Origin of the sequence: Oscillatoria sp. FACHB-1407 (genome assembly GCF_014697545.1) — a bacterium.
GTDB lineage: Bacteria > Cyanobacteriota > Cyanobacteriia > Elainellales > Elainellaceae > FACHB-1407.
The window spans coordinates 680,665-703,702 of record NZ_JACJSA010000001.1; the positions used below are offsets into that span (position 1 = coordinate 680,665).

Here is a 23,038-nt window from a genome sequence, read left to right on the forward strand (position 1 = left end):
TTATTGAGAACCAGACACTATGCAAACAACCGAATCAATGTCATTTATGCCTTCAGCTTTAGCCGAGGTACAAACCAACGAAGAATTGATTGAGCTGTGGCTTTACGGCAAAAGCCCTCACACGGTTAATGCTTATCTGAGAGATATCAAAATTTTTTTACCTCTATTGGAGATAAGCCCCTTCAATCTGTGACACTGAATAACCTTCAAACCTTTGCCAAAACCCTGATCAAACAGGGATATTCTCCTGCAACACAGAAACGGCGCATCAATACCATTAAATCTCTATTAGGGTATGGCTATGCTCTGGGGGTACTCTCTGTAAACGTTGGTAAATTACTCAAACCACCCAAAGTCAAAAATACATTAGCCGAACGTATCCTGAGCGAAACGCAGATTCATTCCATGATGGCTCTTACCCCCAACGAGCGGGATCGGCTTTTGTTACGGTTGATTTATGCCACAGGTGCGCGAGTTTCTGAAATCAGTTCCCTCTGTTGGCGAGATGTTCAGTCCGCTGGGCAAGGGCAAGGACAAGTGACCTTGTTTGGCAAAGGTAACAAAACTCGCATCATTATTTTTAGCCAGGAAACCTGGCAACAGCTTCAACATCTCCGAGGAGAGGCATCACTAGATGAACCTGTTTTCAAAGGCTATCGGGGCAAAGCACTGAGTAGACACCAAATTCAACGAATTGTCAGAGAAGCCGCCAAACGAGCTGGAATTGAAGGAGCCGTTTCTCCGCACTGGTTGCGTCATGCCCATGCGTCTCATGCGATCGAACGAGGTACCCCCATTGCATTAGTACAAGCTACATTGGGTCACGCCAGCACTACCACAACTGGAATGTATTTACATGTGCGCCCGAAAGCATCCAGTGCCTTGTATCTGTCGGTATAACGTTGTAAATTGAGCGATCGCTTAAAGTAGAAACGTGTATTTCCTGATACTAAATTGTATCGTCTCTTTGAACACGAAAAAGTTAGAGAACAGTTATTGAGTGTTATCAGGTGATAGACAATTGGAAAACATGATTTAAAGACACTATTCTCCAAAGAATTGTTAGCAAAGACATCACATCAAGAGCAATGTTCTAGCTGGCATGACTGATTTGATATTGAGAGAATACGTGAACCAATAGTAGTTCCTAAAAGCTGGATTGCTTTTGTTTCTATAACTCGAAAGCCAAGAGATTCATAGAGCTTTTGGGCTCTTGTATTACTCACATCAACACTAATGAATAGGGTGCTAGAAGCCGCGATCGCATCAGCGATACACTGCGACAACAACTGACGACCGATACCCTGACTCCGATGGGTTGCTGCAACGGCAAGGCTACCAATATACAACGTTCCTGGTGGATAGCGGTGTCGCAACACATACCTGAGAATGAGACGCCGCACCAGAGCTAACCAGAGCCGCTGCCAACCATTGAGAACATCACGATAATCTGCGTCATCATGAAGACGCTCTGAGGGAACCAATACGGCAACTCCCACAACCTGATGATCTAGAACTGCAACACGAATGTATTGATGACTAAAGCGATTGTGCGATCGCTCCACCAATGCTGTGAGACAACAAACAGCTTGTGTTGCAAATATGAGATCAAACAGAGCCGGGGCTGACTCATAAATCAACTCCGCAACATCTCTAACGTTGTGATCAGCCAGAGACATCGGGAGATAACAAATTGGTTGAGTTGACTGCTCCATCCTTCCAATCACCTCTGAACTTACACCGAGCTAGACACTGCCAAAGGTATATCGTTTGACTGTCGCAATGCGTATTCGGCTAACTCCGTTTCAACTTCATTCCAAATAATCTGACGATATTCCAGGAAGTGTTCAAGATGTGCACAACTGGTTAAATAGTACGAAAAAAGGCTTGGATTTTTTCGCATGATTAGAAACAGTTGTTTCCAAAACTGCCAGCGCGTGTTGCGTTTAATACCTTGTCGCCAAAAGATGATCAACAGTGCTCGAACTTCCGCCAGTTCTAGCTTTGCAGGTTCTTTCTTCTGATGCGGAATTGGAGGCATGTTAATGTGATGGCGATACACCCGTGCTAGATAGCGATCTGGTTCATACAGCTGCCAGAAACAGTTGATATATTCCCGCGCAATTTCTTCAATCGGGCGAGTTGGTACAAAATTCATCAGCGTGGTTTGTTTTCCACTAACGGCGGTTTGATCCGCTCGCAGACGCCCTTCTTTCTCCAGGCGATACCAGAGTGCTGTTCCAGGGAGGGCTTGCAACATGCCCAGGAGAGCTTGGGGAATCGCGGTTGCTTCTACAAAGTCAATGATGCGATCGCCTGCTCCTGATTTCTCACCATCAAATCCAATAATGAATCCTGCCATGACTCGCAGTCCTGAGCGATTGATGGTTTGCACCGCCTCAATTAACGAGTTGCGCGTGTTTTGGTGCTTTTGTGTCATCGAGAGACTGTCAGTGTCAGGCGTCTCAATGCCCAAAAAGACAGCATTAAAGTTAGCTGCGATCATCAAATCCATTAATTCCTGGTCTTGCGCCAGATCGACCGAAGCCTCAGTTGCAAAGGTAAATGGATAGTCGTGTTCAGCCATCCAGGGTGCCAGTTCGCGCAGCATCACTTTGGCATTGCGCTTATTGCCGATAAAGTTATCATCCACTACGAAGACCGATCGCCGCCAACCCAGGTCATACAACGTCTGTAGCTCTGCCAATAATTGAGCAGGAGTTTTCGTGCGGGGTTTGCGTCCATACAACACAATAATGTCGCAAAACTCACATTGATAGGGACATCCCCGTGAGAACTGAACCGACATATCGCTGTAAGCACTCAAATCGAGCAAATCAAATCGAGGAATGGGAGTCGTCGTCACATCCGGTTTCTCCCCATTCGCCCGAAAGATCCCAGACGTTTCTCCACGCTCCAACGCTTCAACCAACATTGGTAAGGTAATCTCACCTTCATCCAACACCAGGAAATCGGCTCCTGCTTCCAACGCTGGGTCGGGCACCGAAGTCACATAGGGACCACCTACCGCAACTCGTTTGCCCCGTTGTTTAGCGGCTTTGATCAGGTCTAGCAGATCATCTTTTTGGACGATCATGCCTGAGAGAATGATCAGGTCTGCCCACTCCCAATCGGCTTCACTTTCATAGTTGACGTTGCGATCGACCAGGCGCAATTCCCAGGTTTGAGGCAGGATAGCAGCAACCGTAATTAACCCAAGCGGAGGAAGCGAAACCTTACGCCCAATCAGCTCCAGTGTCTTGTCAAATGACCAGAAAGACTTGGGAAAAAGTGGATACAGTAATAAAACTCGCATGATAATCACTGGCTTAGGTTAATCAACAGTTGGTGCTGCCTTAAAGGCTAAATCTATGGATAAATGAAGATTTTAATCAGTTAATTTGATTTGTGCAGTACCATTCCCTAACAGAATACACTGCCTCAACCCTTTGGTCACTGTTGCCCAGTTTCCAGCCCATCAATACATCAAAATCATCTCACACACTTTCCTGAACCGGATCATTCCCACACCGATTGGGTTTTCGTAACTTCTCGACTATCACTGACTGTTTATCTTTATCAGTACTTTTCTATCTATAGATGCACACAGGACTATGAATGATTAAAAACTCTATGGTTTATAGCATTTTCTCTTGATTATCTCTACGTCGGATCTTCTATGGCTTACTTTTACTGTAGAAATTGTGTTGAACACTATTTCAAAGCCCTCTTTTAAAGCTTGTCGGGCTTCGCAACCTCAACAGCAAATATAGAAACTGACAAGTTACTCCTCACACATCTGTCTTTTAGCGGTATCTGCTTGGGTGAAGTACGGGCTTGGGGGTGGAACTCCACGCAGAGAGCAATGCTCCCTGTACTAAACCGACGTGCACACTGCTGTTTGATAGGATTGCCTCTGTTACCTTATCTTGTTCTTACAACAGAGCCCCAATGCCTACTTATCCATTCATACAGGTTGATGCTTTCACGACTCGTCCTTTGGGTGGCAATCCCTGTGCGGTTGTGTTTGAGGCTGATTCGTTGAGCCAAGACATGATGCAAGCGATCGCCCGTGAGCAAAATTTATCTGAAACTGCTTTTGTATTAAAGTCAGCGATCGCTGATGTGCGTGCTCGTTACTTCACCCCGTCTGAGGAGATCCCGTTGGCGGGTCATCCAACAATCGCGACCATCTTTGCTCTGATTGATTCAGGTCGCATTCAACTGACCCAATCCGTCACCCCGATCTCACTGGAGTTACAGGTGGGGGTCATTCCGATTGAGGTTTTTGCCCGTGATGGTAAGGTTGAGCGGATTGTCATGACGCAAAAACAACCGCAGTTTCTGGCAACCTATTCACCAGAGGAGGTAATGCCTGCCTTTGGACTTACTGCTGAGGATACGCTACCCAACGCGCCCATTCAAACGGTCAGCACAGGCACACCACAACTCATGATTCCGGTACGCGACCTGATGGTATTACAACGCGCTGTGCTGAATATTCCGCTGTACAACGATTTGCGAGCAAAAGGGGATTTCTTTAGTCCTCATCTATTCTGTACCACAGGTGTAACAGAGGCAGGGCAAACCTTTGCTCGACAATTTGGTAGTCCTCCCGATCGCATTGAAGATCCATTTACCGGATCTGCAACAGGAGGAATGGCGGCTTTCTTGTGGCGTTACGGCTTGATCGCGGAACCTTGCTTCGTTGCCGAACAAGGTCACTGGATGGAACGCCCCGGACAGGGATTTGTCGAAGTGGTCGGTCCCCGTGATCAGATTGAGACGGTGAAAGTAGGAGGCTCTGCGGTAGCGGTGTTAAAAGGAGAGTTGATATTGTGAGGCGATCGCCGGAACCTGAACGCAATTTATTGCGACATAAAATCTATTGCCACATAAAGATATTCCGCAAAATTGGAATCACGAATTGTGAGTTGATATACCCAGCATCAACCACCCCTGCCGAACTTTATTAAGAGCTTTTGCCTTTTGCCGTAACATGGCTTAATATCTCTATTTATCATATGTCCATCCACTCTTAAATTGAATGGATCATCTATTCGTGCATCTTCCAAAAGCCACTCAAATCGACAGTTTTAAGGAGTGACTATGGAGACTCAATCAGCAATTAAACTTCCCGAATTCAAACTCCGCAAGTTTGCCAATCGTCTTAGGGTTACAGGATGGATTAGTTTTGTTATCCAATTGCTCTTGGCGATCGCCACGGGGTTATCTCTGATGCTTGCCATTCAGAACCCCAATCTCACGGAGGCAACTACCCCCGGCATTGCAGTTGGAGTGTTTTGGGCTATTTGTGGATTCATCACGCTACTGGGCGGCATCTATCTCGCTTTTCGTCTAATCTATCTATCTCGGCAGCTTCGGCTTGCGTCGTTGCGTTCGACTTCTGCTGTGCAACCCGGCAAGCCAGAAGTCACTAAAGCCTTACGAACCGCAATTATTGTGGGCTTGGTTGGTATGCTCCTCATGATCTTAGGGGAAGGAATTACCTTGATTGCGTTGCTCGTCAAAGCGGCTACACAACCGCAACCGGGTTATATCTACGACGCCAATCAACTTATTCGTTCACTTGACATTCTTATAGCCGCTTCTAATATCAGCGGTATTGCTGCTCACTTTACTGGAATGCTTGCTTCATTGAGTTTATTAGTTTGGTTGAGACAACAATAAGCAGGGAGAGGCAGGAGAGGCTGTTATAGCCACAGCCACATTCAATACAAAAAGGGCGTATTTAGTGTTTGGGCGACTGAACCCGGCAAATAAATTCGCGGCTATTGGGGCGAAATCCGCCTACGCGAACTGAGGTTTTGAACCTGCGTAGGCGTGTTTTGTTCTGGTAGCGTTCGGCTGAGGCTCACGCCGAAGTCTGCGGTTTTAACCGCCACTCCCCCAACTGCCAGATGCACCCATACAAAAAGTAATGGTGCGTTACATTGCGTCGTTTACAAGCAGAGCCAGTAACTTACGCGTTGCAACGCACCCTGATTGCCACTCACACTAAGGGTGATTGTTCATGAGATTAGTACAAACGTATTTCCTTGTCAACTGTTTTCACTCGACATCTTCTACGAGCTTTATTTACAAGCTGTCGATAAACTTTTGCACCTTTTGAGCCAGGGGCATATAGTCAATCTGTTTGACGACGCCCTGAGCTTCCTCATAGAGAGCTTTTGCCAAACTGTTCAGGTCAGTTGCAGCGTATACACTACCCATATTGAGCAGCGTCATCACCTCACCGGGGCGATCGCCCAATTTGCGGTAGATGGTAAGTGCCTGGTTGTAATATTCCAAAGCTTGAGCGTGGTTATCAAGCGCATTGTAGGTAAATCCGATGTTATGTAGTGTTGTTGCTTCACCGGCGCGATCGCCCGTTGCACGACGATTCAAAAGTACCTGGTGATAGAGCAATAACGCTTGTTGTGGTTCGCCTAGATCACAGTAAACAGAGGCAATATTGTTCATGGTGATCGCCTCGCCTGTCACGTTTTTAACCACTCGCTGAATGGTCAACGCTTCCTGAAAAAACGCCAGTGCCTGTTCGGGTTGACCCAACGCATTATAGGTGTAACCAATACTGTTCAGCGTAGTCGCCTCACCTGAAAAATCACCCAGGGTGCGACGCATTGATAGAATCTGATGGTGAATCAATAGAGCGCGTTTTGGCTCCTCTAGCTTGGTATAAACTAGAGCCAAATTGTTGAGTGCAGATAACTCTCCAGAGGTGTCATTTAGCTCTCTAAAAATATCAATTGCTGCGTTTAAGTGTTCCATTGAACGCGACAATTGCCCCAGATGATTATAAGTGAAACCCAGATTGCTACGAGCAGTGGCGATCGCCTGTTGATTCTCTATCTTTTCAGCAATAAATAGAGCTTGATGGAAAAACTTCAGTGCCTTTTGAGGTTGTTGACAACTGATATAAGCTAGACCGATATCGTTTAATACGTTCCCTTCTTTTGCAAAATCCTGAAGTTCTCTCGCTAACTTCAGATTCTCTCTAGAGAGAGTCAGATATTGTTTGAATTCTCCCCGTCGGTAGTGATTTCTTGCCTCACTACGACGTTGATTCCATTCCTGCAAGGGGCTTGTAAGGTGAGTCATTGCTTGCTGAACTTTCTCTAGATTGCGTGATAGGTTGGAACTATGAATTAATGGCTAGCATACCCAAGACTCGACCCCATACATCAGGTTCTATCCTTAGGTACATGACTTCTGTTAAGAATACGCCAATTTATGACACAAATATCAAATCAGTGTCAAACTTCGTGGAATTATTATTTCTCTATTTGGAAACAAATCTAAAGAAAAATTGGCTGCAAAAACTAATTTTTTATGGGTGGTTTTATTCTCTAAAGAATTCAGTTGTAAGACTCTTTAGTTCCTTAGAACAGTAATTTATTTTTTGATAGTAATTACAATATTGCCGCGCGGCTGCCAGTCAGATTTGCAACACCTAATTGAGCTAACCAGCAGAAATCGTTTTTATTCTCCTTGCATAACTCGTACGAGCCAGGAAGTATAGTACTGGCAAGAACCTTGCCGTGGAGAATCAGTACGCATGCGATCGCCCCTCTCCGCTTCATTCCTGATTTTGTTGACTAGTACCACTTCCATGGTGGGAGTGATGAGTGATTGGAGTAATGCTGTTGCACTTGCCCAAACAAACCTTGATGCCCAACCTACTTATCAAGTCGGTCAAGTTGTTGAGGTGCTATGGGAGCAAAGTTGGTGGGTTGCCAGAGTACTGCGAATTGAAGGAAATCAATATTGCATTACCTATGAAGGATGGGATAGTGCCTGGGATGAGTGTGTAGGCTCTGAACGGATTCGGAGTGTGGCAGATGCGGAAACGTTGCAAGCTCTGGGTGCAGAAGCGGGTCGATTGCATGAGCAGAGCCTTGAGCAACTGAATCGGAGCGAGTTTCAAGCCGCGTTGCAATCGTCTCAACGAGCACTGGAGATTTATCGCCAGATCGGTAACCGCATGGGTGAAGGAATCATGCTCAGTAACCTGGGGCAGGTTTACGACACGATGGGTCAATATCCACAAGCATTAGAGTCTTACCAACAAGCTCTATCAACCCATCGCGATATTAGTAATCGTTCTGGAGAGAGTAATGCTTTGAATGGAATTGGTTTGGTGTATAGCAGCTTAGGGCAATATCCACAAGCATTAGAGTTTTATCAACAAGCATTGGTGATTAACCAACATCTGGGTAATCGCAGCGGTGAAGCAACCAATCTCAATAATATTGGTTCAGTGTATGACAACCTGGGGCAATATCCGCGAGCATTGGAATACTATCAACAGTCATTGACGATTAGCTATGACCTAGGCGATCGCGAGAGTGAAGCTACTAGTCTCAACAATTTTGGTTTGTTATACAACAACTTAGGACAATCTGTACGGGCGTTGGATTATTATCAACAAGCGTTGACCATCAACCGAGATTTAGGCGATCGCACAAGTGAAGCAACTAACCTCAACAATATTGGAGCCGTCTACGCTGCTCTTGGTGACTACTCACAGGCACTAGAGCAATTTCAGCAGGTGCTGGTGATTCGGCAAGAGGTGGGCGATCGCGCCCAAGAAGGGACGGCACTCAATAACATTGGCTTTGTTTACCAGAAATTAAACCAGGAAGCACAAGCATTGGAGGTTTATCAACGTGCTTTAGCGATCGCGCGTGAGATTGGGAATCGCAGAGGAGAATCTATAACTCTTGGCAACATTGGCAAGCTTTACTTCAGCCAAGGGCAATATTCACAGGCACTTGAGGCTTATCAACAAGCACTACCGATAGCACAAGAAACGGGTTATCGAGTTGCAGAGGGACGCATTTTAGACAACTTAGGTGAGCTATTAGCGGCACAAAACCAACTGGAATTAGCGATTGTCTCTCTCAAACAGTCAGTCAATGTTTGGGAAACGATTCGAGGAGAGTTGCGATCGCTATCTACTGAGCAACAGCAAGCCTTTACCGATCAAGTTGCAGATACCTATCGTGAACTTGCTGCTTTGTTGTTACAGCAAGATCGGGTATTAGAAGCACAGGAAGTATTAGATTTACTCAAACTGCAAGAGTTAGAGGATTACCTTCACAATATCGAAAGGAATGAGCAGATCTCTCAAGGCATCTATTTGTGGGATGCGGAGGTTCAGATTATCGAGCAGTATCAACAAGCGATCGCACAAGGGCAAGCGATCGCTACGGTTGCAAACAGCATTGAAGTGGATTCTCGTGTCGCAGAGTTGCAGCGGATTGCACGAGAACAACGGGTTCCTGAAAACTTGCTGACTAAACTACAAGACAATCTGCGTCAACTCGATCGCCCCGCGGCACTACTGTATCCGTTAATTCTAGAAGACCGTTTAGAGGTCGTTGTTGTTCTGCCCAACTCACCCCCTGTGCGTCACACGGTTGCTGTCACTCAACCGGAGTTAGAAACAGCGATTAGAGACTTTCGGCAATATTTGACCCAACGGACTAACAGACGCATGGCTCCTGCCCAACAGCTTTACGACTGGTTGATTCGTCCTATTGCGGCAGATCTGCACCAAGCGGGAGTCGAGACCTTGTTGTATGCCGCAGATGGGCAGTTGCGTTACATTCCGTTAGCCGCTTTGCACGATGGAGAACAGTGGTTAGTCGAGCGATTTACCATCAATCAAATCACCGCTGCATCCTTGACCAACTTTGAGTCATCGCGTGAACCTAATCTGCGGGTCTTGGCCGGAGCCTACAGCGATCGCCAACTCGTTTACGAGTTTGCCATTGGCGATCGGCAATTTGCGTTTAATGGTCTGGAGTTTGCTGGCTCTGAAGTGGAGGCGATCGCATCCACTATTCCTCAAACGACGACTTTTCTCAATCGTGACTTTAGCCGCGCCAAAGTCGAACCTCAACTGGAGGATTACACAGTTATCCACCTTGCCACCCATGCTGAGTTTGTTAGGGGTGTTCCAGAGGAGTCCTTTATTTTGTTTGGCAATGGCGATCGCTTGTCGTTGCGTGAGTTATCAGGCTTATCGCTGCCCAACGTTGATTTAGTTGTTTTGAGTGCGTGTCGAACGGCAGTTAGTGGAGAGTTGGGTAATGGCGAAGAGCTCTTGGGATTTGGCTATCAGATGCAACAAACGGGGGCAGACGCGGCGATCGCCTCCCTCTGGTATGTCAACGATGGCGGAACTCAGATGCTAATGACAGCATTTTATGCCGCGTTACAACAGGGAATGAGTGAGGCAGATGCTTTGCGACAGGCACAAATGACTTTAATTAATAGCGATTCTGAATCAGCATCAACAACTCAACGATTAACCCATCCCTACTATTGGGCACCGTTTATCCTAATTGGCAATGGCTTATAAATCTATTGCTGTCCACAATAGCGGACGGTTTCCTCAATCAACTGCTGTTCCCGCCCTGCTGCATTCACGATGGCATTGTAAGCGCGATCGGCAGCTTCAAAATCCTGTTCGCTTGCCGACTCAATTAAGTTGCGAGAGGCATCGCTCATCGTGGAATAGGTTGAGATGAATTGTTGTTTTAACCCCTGTAAACGTCCATCCGTGATGCGCAAGCGTTCCATTGTGGACGAGGTGCGATCGACAATGCTAAACAACTGCACAAAGGGAGCCGGATCACCGGGAGTCGCCGTTTGAGCAATCGCTTGTGCTTCAGTTCCAGCTTGGCTGATCAGACCAGCCAACATCATACATTCGTCGGTTCGAGCAATACCAACGGGCATGTCGAGCAATTCTGGAAACGCCATAATTTCTCGTGACCAATCAAATCGGGGTTGATACCGACGAGTTGAGGTAGGAGTAGGAGTGGTATTTGCCACAGCACGTGCTGTTGAACAGTTGGCAATGTTGGGAGAGGCTCCCGTATCGCGCCAAATTTCAACCTGACGACGAAAGCTGACTAATTCGCTGCGGTAGGCAGGTGAGGTTTGCGATGAGCCAATCAGGGGGTCGATCGCCTCTAATGCTTCGTTCCAGTTGTTTTGACAGACGGCGTCTCGCAGGTTGGCTTGCAGTTCATTATCACTCACCTGCGTAGTAGTGGTTTGAGCATGAACGGGCACCGCTGCAAACGTGAGAGGCAGGGCCAGGGCGATCGCACGGAGGCTTTTAAGCATAGTAGTCAGCATATCGAGTTTTCAGGAAAAGTCGGTTAACCGCAGCCTTAGACAACAAATCGGACGATTAATTTGGATATCGCATCTGAATTTGAACGGTCGTTTCTGGACCCGCTACTAAAAATATGGCATCTTCAAATCGGGCTGGTCCTATATCGGCAGGTGCATCATTGGAGAAACCATATCCTTCGGTAGGGGCACCAAAGGCACCCCGATTCAATACCTCATCGCTGTTGCGATCGTGATAAATCGCGACAGCATAAGTACCCGATGTTAGATTTTCAAAGGTATAGCGCAACGGATCGTCTGGATTTTCGGGTGAAATGGAGGCGATCGCGACACAGGTTCGTTCAACGGCACTGTCATTGTCGTTGGGAAAACCCCGGCTCGCCGAAAATACTTTGAGACAAAGATTGCCTTCCTGGTTTCTCAAATTCTCAACCTGCACGGTCAAATTGCCAGTTAACTGAGCATGGGCGATTTCCTGCCAAAGACACCCTCCTAACACTGCCAATCCTAAAAGACCTATTCGTTTCACACAGGTATTCCTACTTGTCGTTTTATTTGCAATCATGCGAGTTTTAACCATCGTCACACCAATATTAACTCTCGTATTTAGGGGATTGTTTGCGATCGCGTGCCTTGTTCTGTCAATTCAGTTACGTCATCCATTCATGGCTAATGTCCGATCGGGGTTATTTGGGCTGATGTTAATCGTGGCGGTTGGTCTGGTTGCATTCGAGATTTGGCAACTCAAGAAAAAACTATTCCTCTCAAAGATAATTAGCTTCTTTATTGTAGGGATAACGAGTGTGGCGATCGCAGTTCTTTTAGGCTCAGAGATAAAATTTAATCTGCTTAAACAGACTGTGATGACTGCCAATCCATCTACATTGGAAACACTCGGTCAGCACTTCGTAGTGGGTTACAGAGACTTTGATGAGATTCAAACATTAGTGTCAAAAAGGGCGATCGGCGGAGTTTTCATCACTCGAAGAAATATCGAGAACAAGACAAAAGCTGAGATTCAACAAGATCTTGCAACCCTGCAAGCAATGCGACGCGACCAGAACCTGCCCCCTTTGTGGATTGCAACGGATCAAGAAGGAGGGATTGTTTCTCGCTTATCACCGCCTCTGACTCAGTTACCTCCGCTATCGAGTGTTATTACTAATACTGTTAGTCTGGAACAGCAAAAAAATGAAGTATTACGATATGCCAGCACTCAGGCTCAAGAGTTATCAGAATTGGGGGTTAACCTGAATTTTGCTCCAGTTGTTGACTTAAATAAAGGCATTGTTAATCCAAACGACCGATATTCTCAAATTTATCAACGGGCTATTTCCTCAGAGGCAAGTGTTGTGCAGCAAGTAGCCCTCTGGTACTGTCAAACACTGGAAAAATATGGAGTCAACTGCACGCTCAAACACTTTCCAGGGTTGGGTGGAGTGTTTAATGACACCCACATAGAAGCAGCCGAACTCAATACTTCCGTTAATGAATTAGCCCAAGCAGACTGGTTACCATTTCAGTCTATTATTCGTCAATCAAATGCATTTCTGATGTTAGGACATGTCAAATTGATGGCGATCGATTCTCAAGTTCCAGTTTCATTTTCCCAGCCAGTTATTACCAATATCATTCGCCAAGATTGGCAACATGATGGTGTTTTAATCACCGATGATTTTTGTATGCAAGCAGTTTATGGCAGTCAAGCAGGTATAGAAAACGCTACCGTTCAAGCCTTAAATGCAAGTGTTGATTTAGTGCTCATTTCGTTTGATCCAGATATTTATTACACAGCGATGGACTCCGTATTGCGTGCTTATTCATCCAATGGGTTAAACGTTAAAGTGTTAGAGGAGAGCGATCGCCGATTAAAACAAAAGTCAATCTTACTTAAGACAAGTTCGACCCAACTGCCGTATGATTAGAATCTGAAGCATCACAGGCAATTTCAATCGGGCTATGTCATTTATTTACCCTCGTTCTGTTCACTTTAAAGATACGGATGCGGCTGGAGTCGTTTACTTCGCCAACGTTATGTCGATGTGCCATGAAGCCTATGAGGCATCCCTGGCTGCTTCAGGAATTGACCTAAACTCCTTCTTTTGTTATCCCAAAATTGCCATTCCAATTACGCATGTTACGGTTGATTTCATGCGTCCGATGTTTTGTGGAGATAACCTGCAAATTCATGTCAACCCTAAGCAGTTGAAAGGGGATGAATTTGAGATTCAGTATGAAGTTTACTCAGTTGAAAAAGTAGTTGAAGAAATCACCAGTGTTCAAGAAGTTTGTACAGCAAGAGCCTTTAGCAAACACGTCTGTATTGATGCAGTCAATCGAGTTCGTACAAACCTGCCGATTCACGTTATGCAATGGTTAGAGCGATGGGGCAAGCCGTTGAATGAATCGGTTGAGTTACTTTAGAAAGATCAGGTTAAATGATTTGTGAGGCAAATTGCTGCCGATTGATTTTTCCTTGAGGATTTCGTGGGATTTCGGACACCGCAATCCATTGTTTGGGATGTTTAAATCGGCTGAGTTGGTGGGCGATCGCCTCCTGAATTTCTGAGCTTTGAATCTCCGGATGCTGAGGGACATAAACCGCTACGATCACCTCTCCCCAATGAGGATTGGATATGCCAAACACACAAACATCGGTGACTAGCCCTGTTGCAAGGATTGCCGATTCAACTTCTACCGGAAATACATTCTCCCCACCTGTAATAATTTTTTCGCTGTTTCGCCCGACGATATGTAACTCACCTTGATCGTCAATAAAACCCAAATCATCTGTATTGAAGTATTCATTTGAATCAAATCGATTGGGATAGTAACCTAAAGCTAAAGATTCCGCTTGAATGGCGACTATTCCAACCTCATTTGCCATTAAAACTTGATGAGTTGAATCGAGGATTGTAATTCGCGCATGAGGTAAGTGATGCCCCGAACTGCGATGTCCCTGCAAAAACTTTTCAGGGGTTAAAGTTGCAACCTGCGAAGCTGTTTCTGTCATGCCATAGGTGGGGGCTAATCGAATGCCTTTTTCCCTCGCTATTTCTAATAGTTGTTCGCTAGCTGGTGCCCCTCCCAACAACACAGTTTGAAACTGAATTAACCAATCTGTTAGATCAGCATTTTGCAGAATAAATTGCAACTGAGTCGGCACCAATGATAGGAAAAAATTAGATGAATTCAAGCAGGGTTTGATGCCATTTTTCAAATCCTTAAATGGCAGAACGGCAAGTTGACCCCCAGATGTAAACGACCGCAGGAATTGCATAAATCCGCTGACATGGTAAAGCGGCAACACACAACAGGAATTCACTCTCTCAACCTGAAAATGCTGCTGAAACCCTTGGACTGAAGCCATTAAGGTTTCCCAGGTGTGGATGACAAACCGAATTCTGCCTGACGAACCCCCCGTGGGAATCATGATCCACCCCGGTTTGGCACTGCTCTCAGCGAAGTGGTTGATCTGTCGCTCCAGATAGTTCTGGAAAGGGAACGGAGAGGATGAATGCGCTTGAAGCTGTATATCCTGATCCCCCTTAATCTCCGTTAAAGAGGAGGGAGTGTTAGAGGTTTTGTCTTCAGGTAGAGTTGTAGATTCTGACCAGACAATGTGAGGTTGGGTCATCTGCCAGACTTGTTGCCACTCTGTTTCTGCCCAGTGGGGATTACCCAAAAATACTGGAGATTCGGTAACACAAGCAGCTATACATCCAGCCAGAAATGCCACTGGATCAGACTCTACCAGTAAAACGCGAGGCAAGATTCCCTGATGCCGAAGCTGAGTGAGGAGCTGCGATCGCCTCTCCACCTCTTCCACAATCTGTTGAGGATCAACGCCCAGCAACCATTCCTCATGGCATCGCTGTTGCCAATGAACTAGAGGCTCTGCCATATCGCTTTGCTCTCCAGTTGATTCAGTTTGTCGGTAAACCAATGATTGACCCCAAACCCGATCGCCCGTTGTTGTTGAGATACAGAGGAAATCAGGCGATTCAGAATGAAGTCTTGGGCAACGCCTGTCTCAAAGACCGATGACCATACCACATCGACTTCTGGGTTTTGGCAAAACCGCCGCAACCGCTTCGGAGAACCTGCGATCGCCGCTTTGATCACAAACACACCTCGCCATCCTCGTTGATAGCAAGCCTCCAATTGGCTGAAGGTAGCAACGGATTCATCAAGGGCGATCGGGGTTGAATAACGCTGGCTAAGCTGCACCATCCCATCAAACTGATCCACGGGCAACGGTTGTTCCAAAAATTCCACACGAGGATCATGCTGGCACTGGGCTAACCATTGATGTGCTTCAGCTTCAACGAGTCCTCCATTTGCATCTAACCGCAATTTGGTACTCTGTGGTAGCTCTTGCAGCAATTGTTCAAATAAGGCGAGTTCTTCGACTAGGGGAGAAACGGCAATCTTCCACTTCAATGTGCATCCCGGTTGCCAGAGCGATCGCCACCCGTGCAAAGCTGCTTTCCCTGTCGGCAATAACCGACTGCATTCTAACGGGTAAGTTGCAGGAGGGGCAGGCTGAAGCGATTCCCATGCCGACTCGATGCCAAACTGACAGGCGGGTAGGTGGTCAGGAATAGAAAAAATGACCTTTGGTGTGATCTCAGCAGACAATGAATGGCAAAAGGCGATCGCCTCTGCCATCGTTTCACTGCCAAACCAATCGAGAGGGGCAATCTCACCAAAGCCAATCTGCCCAAATTCGTCAGTGAGTCGGATCAAGATACCCTGGCGATCGCGCCACACCCCATGACTCGTTGCCAGTGGAGGTTGAAATGGGCGACTATACTCGCGAAACTCAAACCGCATTTAAGTACAGATGCGATGAATCACCGATTGCTTGGAGAGGGACGCGATTAACTAATGCCTAATTACTTAATTAGGTACAGACGCGATTAATCCCGTCTCTCCAAAGACCAACGATTAATCACGTCTTTCTAGCCCAATCCCGACCCTTCTGGTTTCGCCTTTGACTTGGCTCTAGCCGCACTCTTCTTCAACGCATCCAGACGCAATTCATACCGTCTGCGAATCCGCTTCTTGGGGGTTTGCTCGATCAACACTTTGAGCGCACTACCAAGGCTCTTGTATGCATTGGGCAACGTGTAGCCAAACCGAGTCGCAAGGCTGATGGCTTTGTCGTCAGCATCGATCGCCTCTCTCAGGGTCTTTTCGCCATTGTTGCGCTGGTATAAACGCCATCCCGACACGCCGCACAACGCCAGTGCCAGAACGAGCAACAACCCATCTTGTACCCACAGTTCGCCGACTGCGCCACCCAGACCGATCGCCAGAGCTGCCATCTCCCAACCATCTTTGGGAATCGTGTCATTCTGAATCCGGGCGACCTCATGCCAGAACAGCAGGTTTCGCTGATCCAATGCCAGCATGTCCCACTTTGCCAGGTCAATCTGCACCTCAACCTGATCTTTGCCAATCTCCTCAGAGGTGATGAGAGGCGGATTAACGGCGGTTGAAGCCTCAACCGAAACCCAACTTTTCAACTCTGGGGGCAGTAGGGTCTTAAGCCGCCGGAGTTCACTGAGATCAGCTCTGACAGAAGAGGTTGCGTATGAGGTCATGGAGTCAGCCCTACAAAACTCGCTAAAAAAAATTGATCCATTAGAAGGAGTATAGCGGTCTTTTAACAAGAATCATTAACCCTAGCTAATGTAAAAAGATTGCATTAGCTGATGAGCTACATCACAAAACGTCAAAAAGATGCGATCGCCTACTCTTTTCCTATGTTAACGTGTCTATCTCCATCCCTACTAGGATTTGGGGTAGTCTAGTAAGGTTGTGACATTAGATATAGACAGAAGGCTTGAATCATGGCGCGTCTGGCACTGCTAAGCACCTCGGACAAGACGGGGTTGGTGGATTTGGCAAAGAGTTTGGTTGAAGAATTTGGATTTGAGCTGATTAGCAGTGGTGGCACGGCGCAAGCCTTAAAAGCAGCAGGCATCCCAGTTATTAAAGTGTCAGACTACACAGGTTCACCTGAGATCCTGGGAGGACGGGTCAAGACGCTGCATCCCAAAATTCACGGTGGTATTCTGGCACGGCAAGACTTGCCAGAGGATTTAGCTGATTTAGACGCAAACGGAATTCGTCCGATCGCTCTGGTCGTCGTCAACCTCTATCCCTTTGAACAAACCATTGCTAAATCTGGAGTAACGCTGCCAGAGGCGATCGAGCAGATTGACATTGGCGGGCCAGCGATGTTGCGAGCATCCGCTAAAAACTTCGCTCACCTGACAGTGCTGTGTAACCCCGACCAATATCAGCCTTATTTAGAGGAATTGCGGCAACAAGGGGGCAATGCTTCTCTAGAATTTCGCCAGCAGTGCGCGCTACGGGCATTTGAACACACAGGAGCCTACGATCGGGCGATCGCTACTTATCTGAGCCAGCAGTCTTCTGAAACGACTTCAGTTCTACCCTCGTCCTACACTCTGAGCGGCAAAGTGCTTCAAGAGTTGCGCTATGGCGAAAATCCCCATCAACCTGCGGCCTGGTATCAGACCGGAAGCACGCCAACCGGATGGGCTGCCGCTGAAAAGCTGCAAGGCAAAGAACTGAGCTACAACAATTTGGTGGATTTAGAGGCCGCACGCCGGATTGTGGCGGAGTTTAACGCCAACCAATCGGCAGCCGTGATTATCAAACACACCAATCCCTGTGGCGTGGCGTTGGGCAATAGTATTTCAGAGGCATACACCAAAGCCTTTGAAGCCGATTCAGTCTCCGCATTTGGGGGCATCGTAGCCCTCAACCAGGCGATCGATGCAGCCACCGCTACGGCTCTGACTAAAACCTTCCTGGAATGTGTGGTTGCGCCTGATTGCACGCCAGAGGCAAGAGAGATTTTGGCAGCAAAATCGAAGGTAAGAATCCTATTGTTGCCTGATCTCAAGTCGGGAGCCGCTGAAACCGTCCGTGTGATTGCAGGTGGTTTTTTGACGCAGACCAGCGATGATGCAGAGGTTGACCCAACCCAGTGGAAGGTGGTTACCGATCGCCAACCGACGACCGATGAGTTGGAAGAGATGATCTTTGCCTGGAAAGTTTGCAAGCACGTTAAATCCAACGCTATCGTAGTGACGAGCGATCGCACCACATTAGGGGTGGGGGCAGGGCAAATGAATCGCATTGGCTCCGCCAAAATTGCGCTAGAGCAAGCAGGCGATCGCACCAGGGGTGCTATTCTCGCCAGTGATGGGTTCTTCCCGTTTGATGACTCCGTTCGATTGGCAGCAGCGGCAGGCATTCGGGCGATCGTTCAACCGGGGGGTAGTTTGCGGGATCAAGACTCCATCACCGCTGCCAATGAACTGGGACTAACCATGATGTTGACTGGAGTCCGCCATTTCTTTCACTAAATCTTTTTCTGTGAATGTCGTCTAAATCTCAAGCCACTTCTAAGTCTCAAGCAGTATCTTCCCAGGACATCAAAGTCACCATTCTGCTAACGGGGGGGCACGACTATACTGTCATGATGCCCCCCGATGCAGCCCTGCTGCGGCAACTGTTTGAAGTCGTGCTCGATCAAACCGGAAGCCGTTCTAAGATGGTGTTTCAGGTGCCAATTCAAAAGGGGCGATCGATGTTATGTTTTCCGGGCGATCGCCTCGTGGGGTTGGTGACCGAGCCACCTCTGGTAGTACAACAACAACCTCAACCGGAACTAACCCAGTCTCTCCAGACAACTCAGACATTTCAACCATCCCCTGCCCTGCCGTTGGATGTCTTGCCGTCTACCTACGTACAACTGGATCAGTTCCTGACGGCAGACGAGTTGAGTCGTCTGTTGGACTACACCTTTCAAAAAGAGGCAGAATTTGTTTCCACAAGCACTTCGACAGGTGATTCTGACTATCGCAAGTCAGTTGTGTTGCATTCGTTTCCCGAATTCTCGAATCTGATCACCCAACGGATTCAGTCAATCATCCCCGATGTTTTGGCAAAGTTGAACATGCCACAATTTCCGGTGAGTCAGATCGAGTCGCAGCTTACGGGACACAATGATGGCAACTATTACAAGATCCATAACGATAATGGCAGCCCTGACACCGCAACGCGGGAACTGACCTACGTGTATTACTTCCATCGGGAGCCAAAAGCATTTTCCGGGGGAGAGCTACTGATCTACGACAGCCGCATTGAGAATAACTTCTACGTGCAGGCGGAGTCATTCCACACGGTGGAACCGCGCAACAACAGCATCGTGTTCTTCCTCAGCCGCTATATGCATGAGGTGTTGCCGATCCAATGCCCCAGTCGTGCTTTTGCCGATAGTCGCTTTACGATTAACGGTTGGGTTCGACGATAGATACCTTAAAGCCCCGGTCTCTGGTAGAGACCGGGGCTTTTGCAACAAGAGAATTTCAGTTTCAGGTATAACTAGTACAGCAAAAAATAAGTTTTGAAAGGGGTGAAGGGGTTTCACCCCTTCTTGGGGGCGAAGCCCCCAAACCCCCTACATTGCAGAACTTTGTATTCGCAACACTAGCTTTGGTCTGCCTCAGCTTGCTGAGCAGTCTTGGACTGTAGAACTGAAACAACAACACGCTCACCCTCACCCAAAGCGACTACGCCTTCTGGTAAAGGGAGTTGATTCACATGTAGGGAGTCTCCGACATTTAATTCAGAGACATCGACTTCAATGCTTTCGGGGATACGATCTGGGGGACTTTGCACTTCTAGTTGCATAATCACCGTATCTAAGATCCCGCCAAACGTTTTGACTCCAACCGCCTCACCCGAAAAGTGAATCGGCACCGTAACGGTCAAGCTGCCTTGAGAGCCGATTGAGAAGAAGCTGAGGTGATACAGGTTGCCCTTCCAGGGGTGCGATTGCACCTCTTTGAGCAGGGTTTTACCACTCCAGGGAAGATCGGTGATATTTAGCTGAATCACCGTATTGTTGAGGGAGGCTTTCTTAACCAAAGATTCAGCCGTCTTGGAGTTTAACGCGAGTTCGACAGACTCTGCTCCATTGTGTCCATAGAGGACTGCCGGGATCAAACCACCTCGCCGCAGCGCATTGGGTTTGCTACCAGGAGCACGTTTTTGACATTCGATTGTGAGTTCCATACCAGTTACTAAGCAATTGCAAACGTGAATAAATCAGTGAAGTTGAACCTTGTTTAAGCGGCTCCGTTAGCGTGTAGCAGTGCCCGCTTGGGTCCGTGAATGGGGTCTTCGACAATAATGGTCTGGTCGCGACTCGCACCCAGGGAAATGATAGCGATTGGCACTTCCATCAGTTCTGCCAACAATTTCAGATAGTCGAGTGCCCTTTGAGGCAAATCTTCGAGCGAACGGCAATTCTCCGTTGATTGTCGCCAACCGGGAACTGTTTTGTAGATGGGTTTGCACGAGGCAAATCGATGGGCGTTGCTGGGAAAATCCTGGCAATATTGCCCATCAATTTCATAGGCAACACAGACTTTAATTTCCTCCATTTCATCCAGCACATCGAGTTTAGTGATGGCCAGACAATCTAACCCATTGATTCGCACAGCATAGCGACCGATCACTGCGTCAAACCAGCCACACCGACGCTTTCGCCCGGTGGTAGTGCCGAACTCTGCGCCGCGATCGCACAACATCTCTCCTATTGTGCCATTCAATTCGGTCGGAAAGGGACCTTCTCCGACGCGAGTGGTGTAGGCTTTCGCAACACCAATGACGCGATCGATAATGGTGGGACCGATCCCCGAACCAACGCAAGCCCCACCCGCTACGGGATTGGAGGAGGTGACGTAGGGATAGGTGCCATGATCCAGATCGAGTAATGTGCCTTGAGCACCTTCAAACAGGATGTTGCGCCGTTGCCTGACGGCTTCATAGATCCGCAGGGAGCTATCAACCACATGAGGACGCAGACGTTCAGCATACTGCAAATATTCTTCAATGACGGCTTTCGGGTCGAGCGGTGGCAGATCGTACAGTTTTTCGAGAATGACATTCTTGTAATTGATCGCCCAATTGAGTCGGCTCCGCAACGCTTCTGGCTCCATCAAATCAATGATGCGAATGCCTGTCCGCTCAGACTTATCAGCATAGGTTGGACCAATCCCTCGCCCCGTCGTGCCAATTTTGTGGGTGCCCCGTCGTTCTTCTGCCGCTCGATCGATCAGGCGATGATAGGGCATTGTGACGTGGGCAGTTTCTGAAATCAGCAGATTTTGGGTAGAAATGCCTAACGCCTCAACCTGATCCAGTTCTTCAATAAGAACTTTGGGATCAATCACCGTTCCTGAACCGATAATGCATTCTGTGTTGGGATAGAGAATGCCAGATGGGATCAGGTGCAGCTTGAACGTCTGGTCTTTCACCACAACCGTGTGCCCCGCGTTGACCCCGCCTTGATAGCGCACAACCACGTCTGCTGACTTACTCAACAGGTCGGTAATCTTACCTTTTCCTTCGTCGCCCCACTGGGCACCAATCACAACAACGTTAGCCAAGGGTTTAAGTTGGTAGAATTCAAATAATTACGCAAACTCTAATTATCGACATCGGATGCAACTGATGTCAATGCTGATTCTCTCCATACTTTCTTATTAAAGAGGTTCCCGTGGCTCTATATGCTGAATTACACCGCCATCTTGGCGGATCGGTCGTGCCTCGTGTGTTATGGCGATATTTTCAACGCAATCGGACTGATTTAATTCAAAATTTTGCGGATTACGCAGATTTTGAAGCGTTTTACACTCGCCCCCGCAATACGCTGGCTGAATATCTGGAGCTTCACACCCTCGTGGAGAGTGTCCAGACCGATGAGACGTTGCCCTATTTCATTTATCGATTGTTACGGGGGGCCTATATCTTTGAGAACTTGGCTTATCTGGAGTTGCGCTATACCCCTTATCTGCGGACTCCGGAACACCTCAGCCAACCGGAACGAATTGAACTTATGTCAAGCATTGTTGACGTTGTAGGGCAGGCGAGTCGAGCGCTGGAATACCCTATCGTCACCAGCCAAATTTTGTGTATGCATTCCCGGTTGCCCTATGAAGTCAATCGGGCGATCGTTGAACTGGCGGCAGAAAAGCGGCATTTTGTCTCTGGAATCGACCTGGCAGGGGGAGATGCCCACTATGCCGATCGCCTGGATGAGTACATTGAGTTGTATCAGTATGCGCGATCGCTGGGGTTGAACACGACAGGTCACCTCTATGAAACAACAGAGGGGTGCTATCCAGAGTTGCTGCCTCATCTCATGCGAATTGGTCACGGCATTCAGATCCCGCTGCTGCACCCTGAACTGTTGCCTGAATTGGCAGCACGGGGGCAATGTCTGGAGGTGTGCCCGACCACCTATATCAAAACTGGGACGCTCAAAGACATCCGGCAGCTAAAGCTCGTGTTCGATCGCTGCTTTGAAGCCGGGGTTGATATCGCCATTTGTACGGATAACGCCGGATTACATAACGTCCGTCTGCCGTTTGAGTACGAAAACCTGTTGACCTACGACATTATTGACTTTGAGCAGTTGCAGATCTGTCAGGAAGCCGCGTTTCGTCATGCCTTTGCGTGGCCCCACGGGGGTCGTCCAGCCGATCTCTTGACGGGCTTATTGAAGGTAGAAAGTGATTCCCCAGAGAATTCATCTGGCGATCGCAGCTTCGCTGAATTGTCCGTAGGACGATAGCTAAAGTTGCTATAAATCGAACTGACGTTAAACACTAAGTACTGTTTTCACAGATAGGGTTTGGAAATAAAACCAGGGGCGTGTGGGGGCTGTGCCCCTGCACCCCAAATTCCCGTCCTTATTTACGACGAGCTGTACTAAGAAGCCGGAGTTCTTGCAAGAACTCCGGCTTCTCGT

The 23,038-nt window shown here is 47.7% G+C and carries 20 protein-coding genes; 10 read left to right on the top strand and 10 right to left on the bottom strand.

All coding sequences use genetic code 11. The features are described 5' to 3' along the window. The first annotated feature begins 19 nt into the window (after positions 1-19). Positions 20-193 carry a hypothetical protein gene (locus H6G89_RS34310; protein WP_199336473.1) on the top strand — a complete coding sequence of 58 codons (174 nt, stop codon included), beginning with the start codon at positions 20-22 and terminating at the stop codon, positions 191-193. After that, positions 190-900 carry a tyrosine-type recombinase/integrase gene (locus H6G89_RS02730; protein ID WP_199336475.1) on the top strand — a complete coding sequence of 237 codons (711 nt, stop codon included), beginning with the start codon at positions 190-192 and terminating at the stop codon, positions 898-900. Before H6G89_RS34310 ends, H6G89_RS02730 begins: the two co-directional genes overlap by 4 nt. Before the next feature lie 179 nt (positions 901-1,079). Here H6G89_RS02730 and H6G89_RS02735 read toward each other — a convergent pair whose 3' ends face one another. Next, a complete protein-coding gene (locus tag H6G89_RS02735) occupies positions 1,080-1,679 on the bottom strand; it encodes a GNAT family N-acetyltransferase (RefSeq protein ID WP_190503724.1) in 600 nt (199 codons plus the stop codon). Positions 1,680-1,735: 56 nt separating this feature from the next. Continuing rightward, on the bottom strand, positions 1,736-3,316 hold the full coding sequence (locus H6G89_RS02740) for a B12-binding domain-containing radical SAM protein (protein ID WP_190503725.1): 1,581 nt from the start codon (positions 3,314-3,316) through the stop codon (positions 1,736-1,738). 635 nt (positions 3,317-3,951) lie between these two features. Between H6G89_RS02740 and H6G89_RS02745 the strand changes: the two genes are divergently transcribed. Beyond that, positions 3,952-4,842: a PhzF family phenazine biosynthesis protein gene (locus H6G89_RS02745; RefSeq protein ID WP_190503726.1), complete on the top strand. Its 891-nt coding sequence runs from the start codon at positions 3,952-3,954 to the stop codon at positions 4,840-4,842. Between the two features lie 267 nt (positions 4,843-5,109). Then, the gene (locus H6G89_RS02750; protein ID WP_190503727.1) at positions 5,110-5,691 is read left to right on the top strand and encodes a DUF3611 family protein; all 582 of its coding nucleotides are present in this window, start codon (positions 5,110-5,112) and stop codon (positions 5,689-5,691) included. 408 nt (positions 5,692-6,099) lie between these two features. Here the strand turns inward: H6G89_RS02750 and H6G89_RS02755 are convergent, their stop codons facing one another. Further along, entirely contained in the window at positions 6,100-7,122 is a 1,023-nt protein-coding gene (locus H6G89_RS02755) for a tetratricopeptide repeat protein (protein ID WP_190503728.1), read from the bottom strand. Positions 7,123-7,579: 457 nt separating this feature from the next. Here H6G89_RS02755 and H6G89_RS02760 point away from each other — a divergent pair, with 457 nt between their 5' ends. Further along, entirely contained in the window at positions 7,580-10,390 is a 2,811-nt protein-coding gene (locus H6G89_RS02760) for a tetratricopeptide repeat protein (RefSeq protein ID WP_190503729.1), read from the top strand. A 2-nt stretch (positions 10,391-10,392) separates the two neighbouring features. Here H6G89_RS02760 and H6G89_RS02765 read toward each other — a convergent pair whose 3' ends face one another. Both H6G89_RS02765 and H6G89_RS02770 read right to left on the bottom strand, forming a co-directional pair. Continuing rightward, complete coding sequence (locus H6G89_RS02765) at positions 10,393-11,175, bottom strand: hypothetical protein (RefSeq protein ID WP_190503730.1); 783 nt, start codon at positions 11,173-11,175, stop codon at positions 10,393-10,395. Between the two features lie 55 nt (positions 11,176-11,230). Beyond that, complete coding sequence (locus tag H6G89_RS02770) at positions 11,231-11,701, bottom strand: DUF2141 domain-containing protein (RefSeq protein WP_190503731.1); 471 nt, start codon at positions 11,699-11,701, stop codon at positions 11,231-11,233. A gap of 34 nt (positions 11,702-11,735) precedes the next feature. On the opposite strand from H6G89_RS02770, the gene H6G89_RS02775 reads away from it, so the two are divergent. Both H6G89_RS02775 and H6G89_RS02780 read left to right on the top strand, forming a co-directional pair. After that, positions 11,736-13,097: a glycoside hydrolase family 3 protein gene (locus tag H6G89_RS02775; protein ID WP_190503732.1), complete on the top strand. Its 1,362-nt coding sequence runs from the start codon at positions 11,736-11,738 to the stop codon at positions 13,095-13,097. 34 nt (positions 13,098-13,131) lie between these two features. Next, positions 13,132-13,596: an acyl-CoA thioesterase gene (locus H6G89_RS02780; RefSeq protein ID WP_190503733.1), complete on the top strand. Its 465-nt coding sequence runs from the start codon at positions 13,132-13,134 to the stop codon at positions 13,594-13,596. 10 nt (positions 13,597-13,606) lie between these two features. On the opposite strand, the gene H6G89_RS02785 is transcribed toward H6G89_RS02780, so the two are convergent. The 3 genes from H6G89_RS02785 to H6G89_RS02795 all read right to left on the bottom strand — a co-directional run bounded on the left by H6G89_RS02785 (position 13,607) and on the right by H6G89_RS02795 (position 16,781). After that, positions 13,607-15,076: a 2-succinylbenzoate--CoA ligase gene (locus H6G89_RS02785; RefSeq protein ID WP_190503734.1), complete on the bottom strand. Its 1,470-nt coding sequence runs from the start codon at positions 15,074-15,076 to the stop codon at positions 13,607-13,609. After that, the gene (locus tag H6G89_RS02790; RefSeq protein ID WP_190503735.1) at positions 15,061-16,008 is read right to left on the bottom strand and encodes an o-succinylbenzoate synthase; all 948 of its coding nucleotides are present in this window, start codon (positions 16,006-16,008) and stop codon (positions 15,061-15,063) included. The genes H6G89_RS02785 and H6G89_RS02790 overlap by 16 nt, the downstream gene beginning before the upstream one ends. Positions 16,009-16,136: 128 nt before the next feature. Beyond that, positions 16,137-16,781: a DUF3318 domain-containing protein gene (locus tag H6G89_RS02795; RefSeq protein WP_190503736.1), complete on the bottom strand. Its 645-nt coding sequence runs from the start codon at positions 16,779-16,781 to the stop codon at positions 16,137-16,139. A gap of 249 nt (positions 16,782-17,030) precedes the next feature. Between H6G89_RS02795 and purH the strand changes: the two genes are divergently transcribed. Then, positions 17,031-18,581 (top strand): bifunctional phosphoribosylaminoimidazolecarboxamide formyltransferase/IMP cyclohydrolase, encoded by a 1,551-nt coding sequence (gene purH, locus H6G89_RS02800; RefSeq protein ID WP_190503737.1) that lies wholly within the window; start codon positions 17,031-17,033, stop codon positions 18,579-18,581. 14 nt (positions 18,582-18,595) lie between these two features. Beyond that, positions 18,596-19,531 carry a 2OG-Fe(II) oxygenase gene (locus H6G89_RS02805; RefSeq protein WP_190503738.1) on the top strand — a complete coding sequence of 312 codons (936 nt, stop codon included), beginning with the start codon at positions 18,596-18,598 and terminating at the stop codon, positions 19,529-19,531. Positions 19,532-19,707: 176 nt separating this feature from the next. Here H6G89_RS02805 and H6G89_RS02810 read toward each other — a convergent pair whose 3' ends face one another. Together H6G89_RS02810 and H6G89_RS02815 are read right to left on the bottom strand one after the other, a co-directional pair. Next, positions 19,708-20,295, bottom strand: a complete 588-nt coding sequence (locus tag H6G89_RS02810; protein ID WP_190503739.1) for a 50S ribosomal protein L25/general stress protein Ctc — start codon at positions 20,293-20,295, stop codon at positions 19,708-19,710. A gap of 53 nt (positions 20,296-20,348) precedes the next feature. Then, positions 20,349-21,674: an adenylosuccinate synthase gene (locus H6G89_RS02815; RefSeq protein WP_190503740.1), complete on the bottom strand. Its 1,326-nt coding sequence runs from the start codon at positions 21,672-21,674 to the stop codon at positions 20,349-20,351. Between the two features lie 110 nt (positions 21,675-21,784). Between H6G89_RS02815 and H6G89_RS02820 the strand changes: the two genes are divergently transcribed. Next, positions 21,785-22,861 carry an adenosine deaminase gene (locus tag H6G89_RS02820; protein ID WP_190503741.1) on the top strand — a complete coding sequence of 359 codons (1,077 nt, stop codon included), beginning with the start codon at positions 21,785-21,787 and terminating at the stop codon, positions 22,859-22,861. The last annotated feature ends 177 nt before the right edge of the window (positions 22,862-23,038 follow it).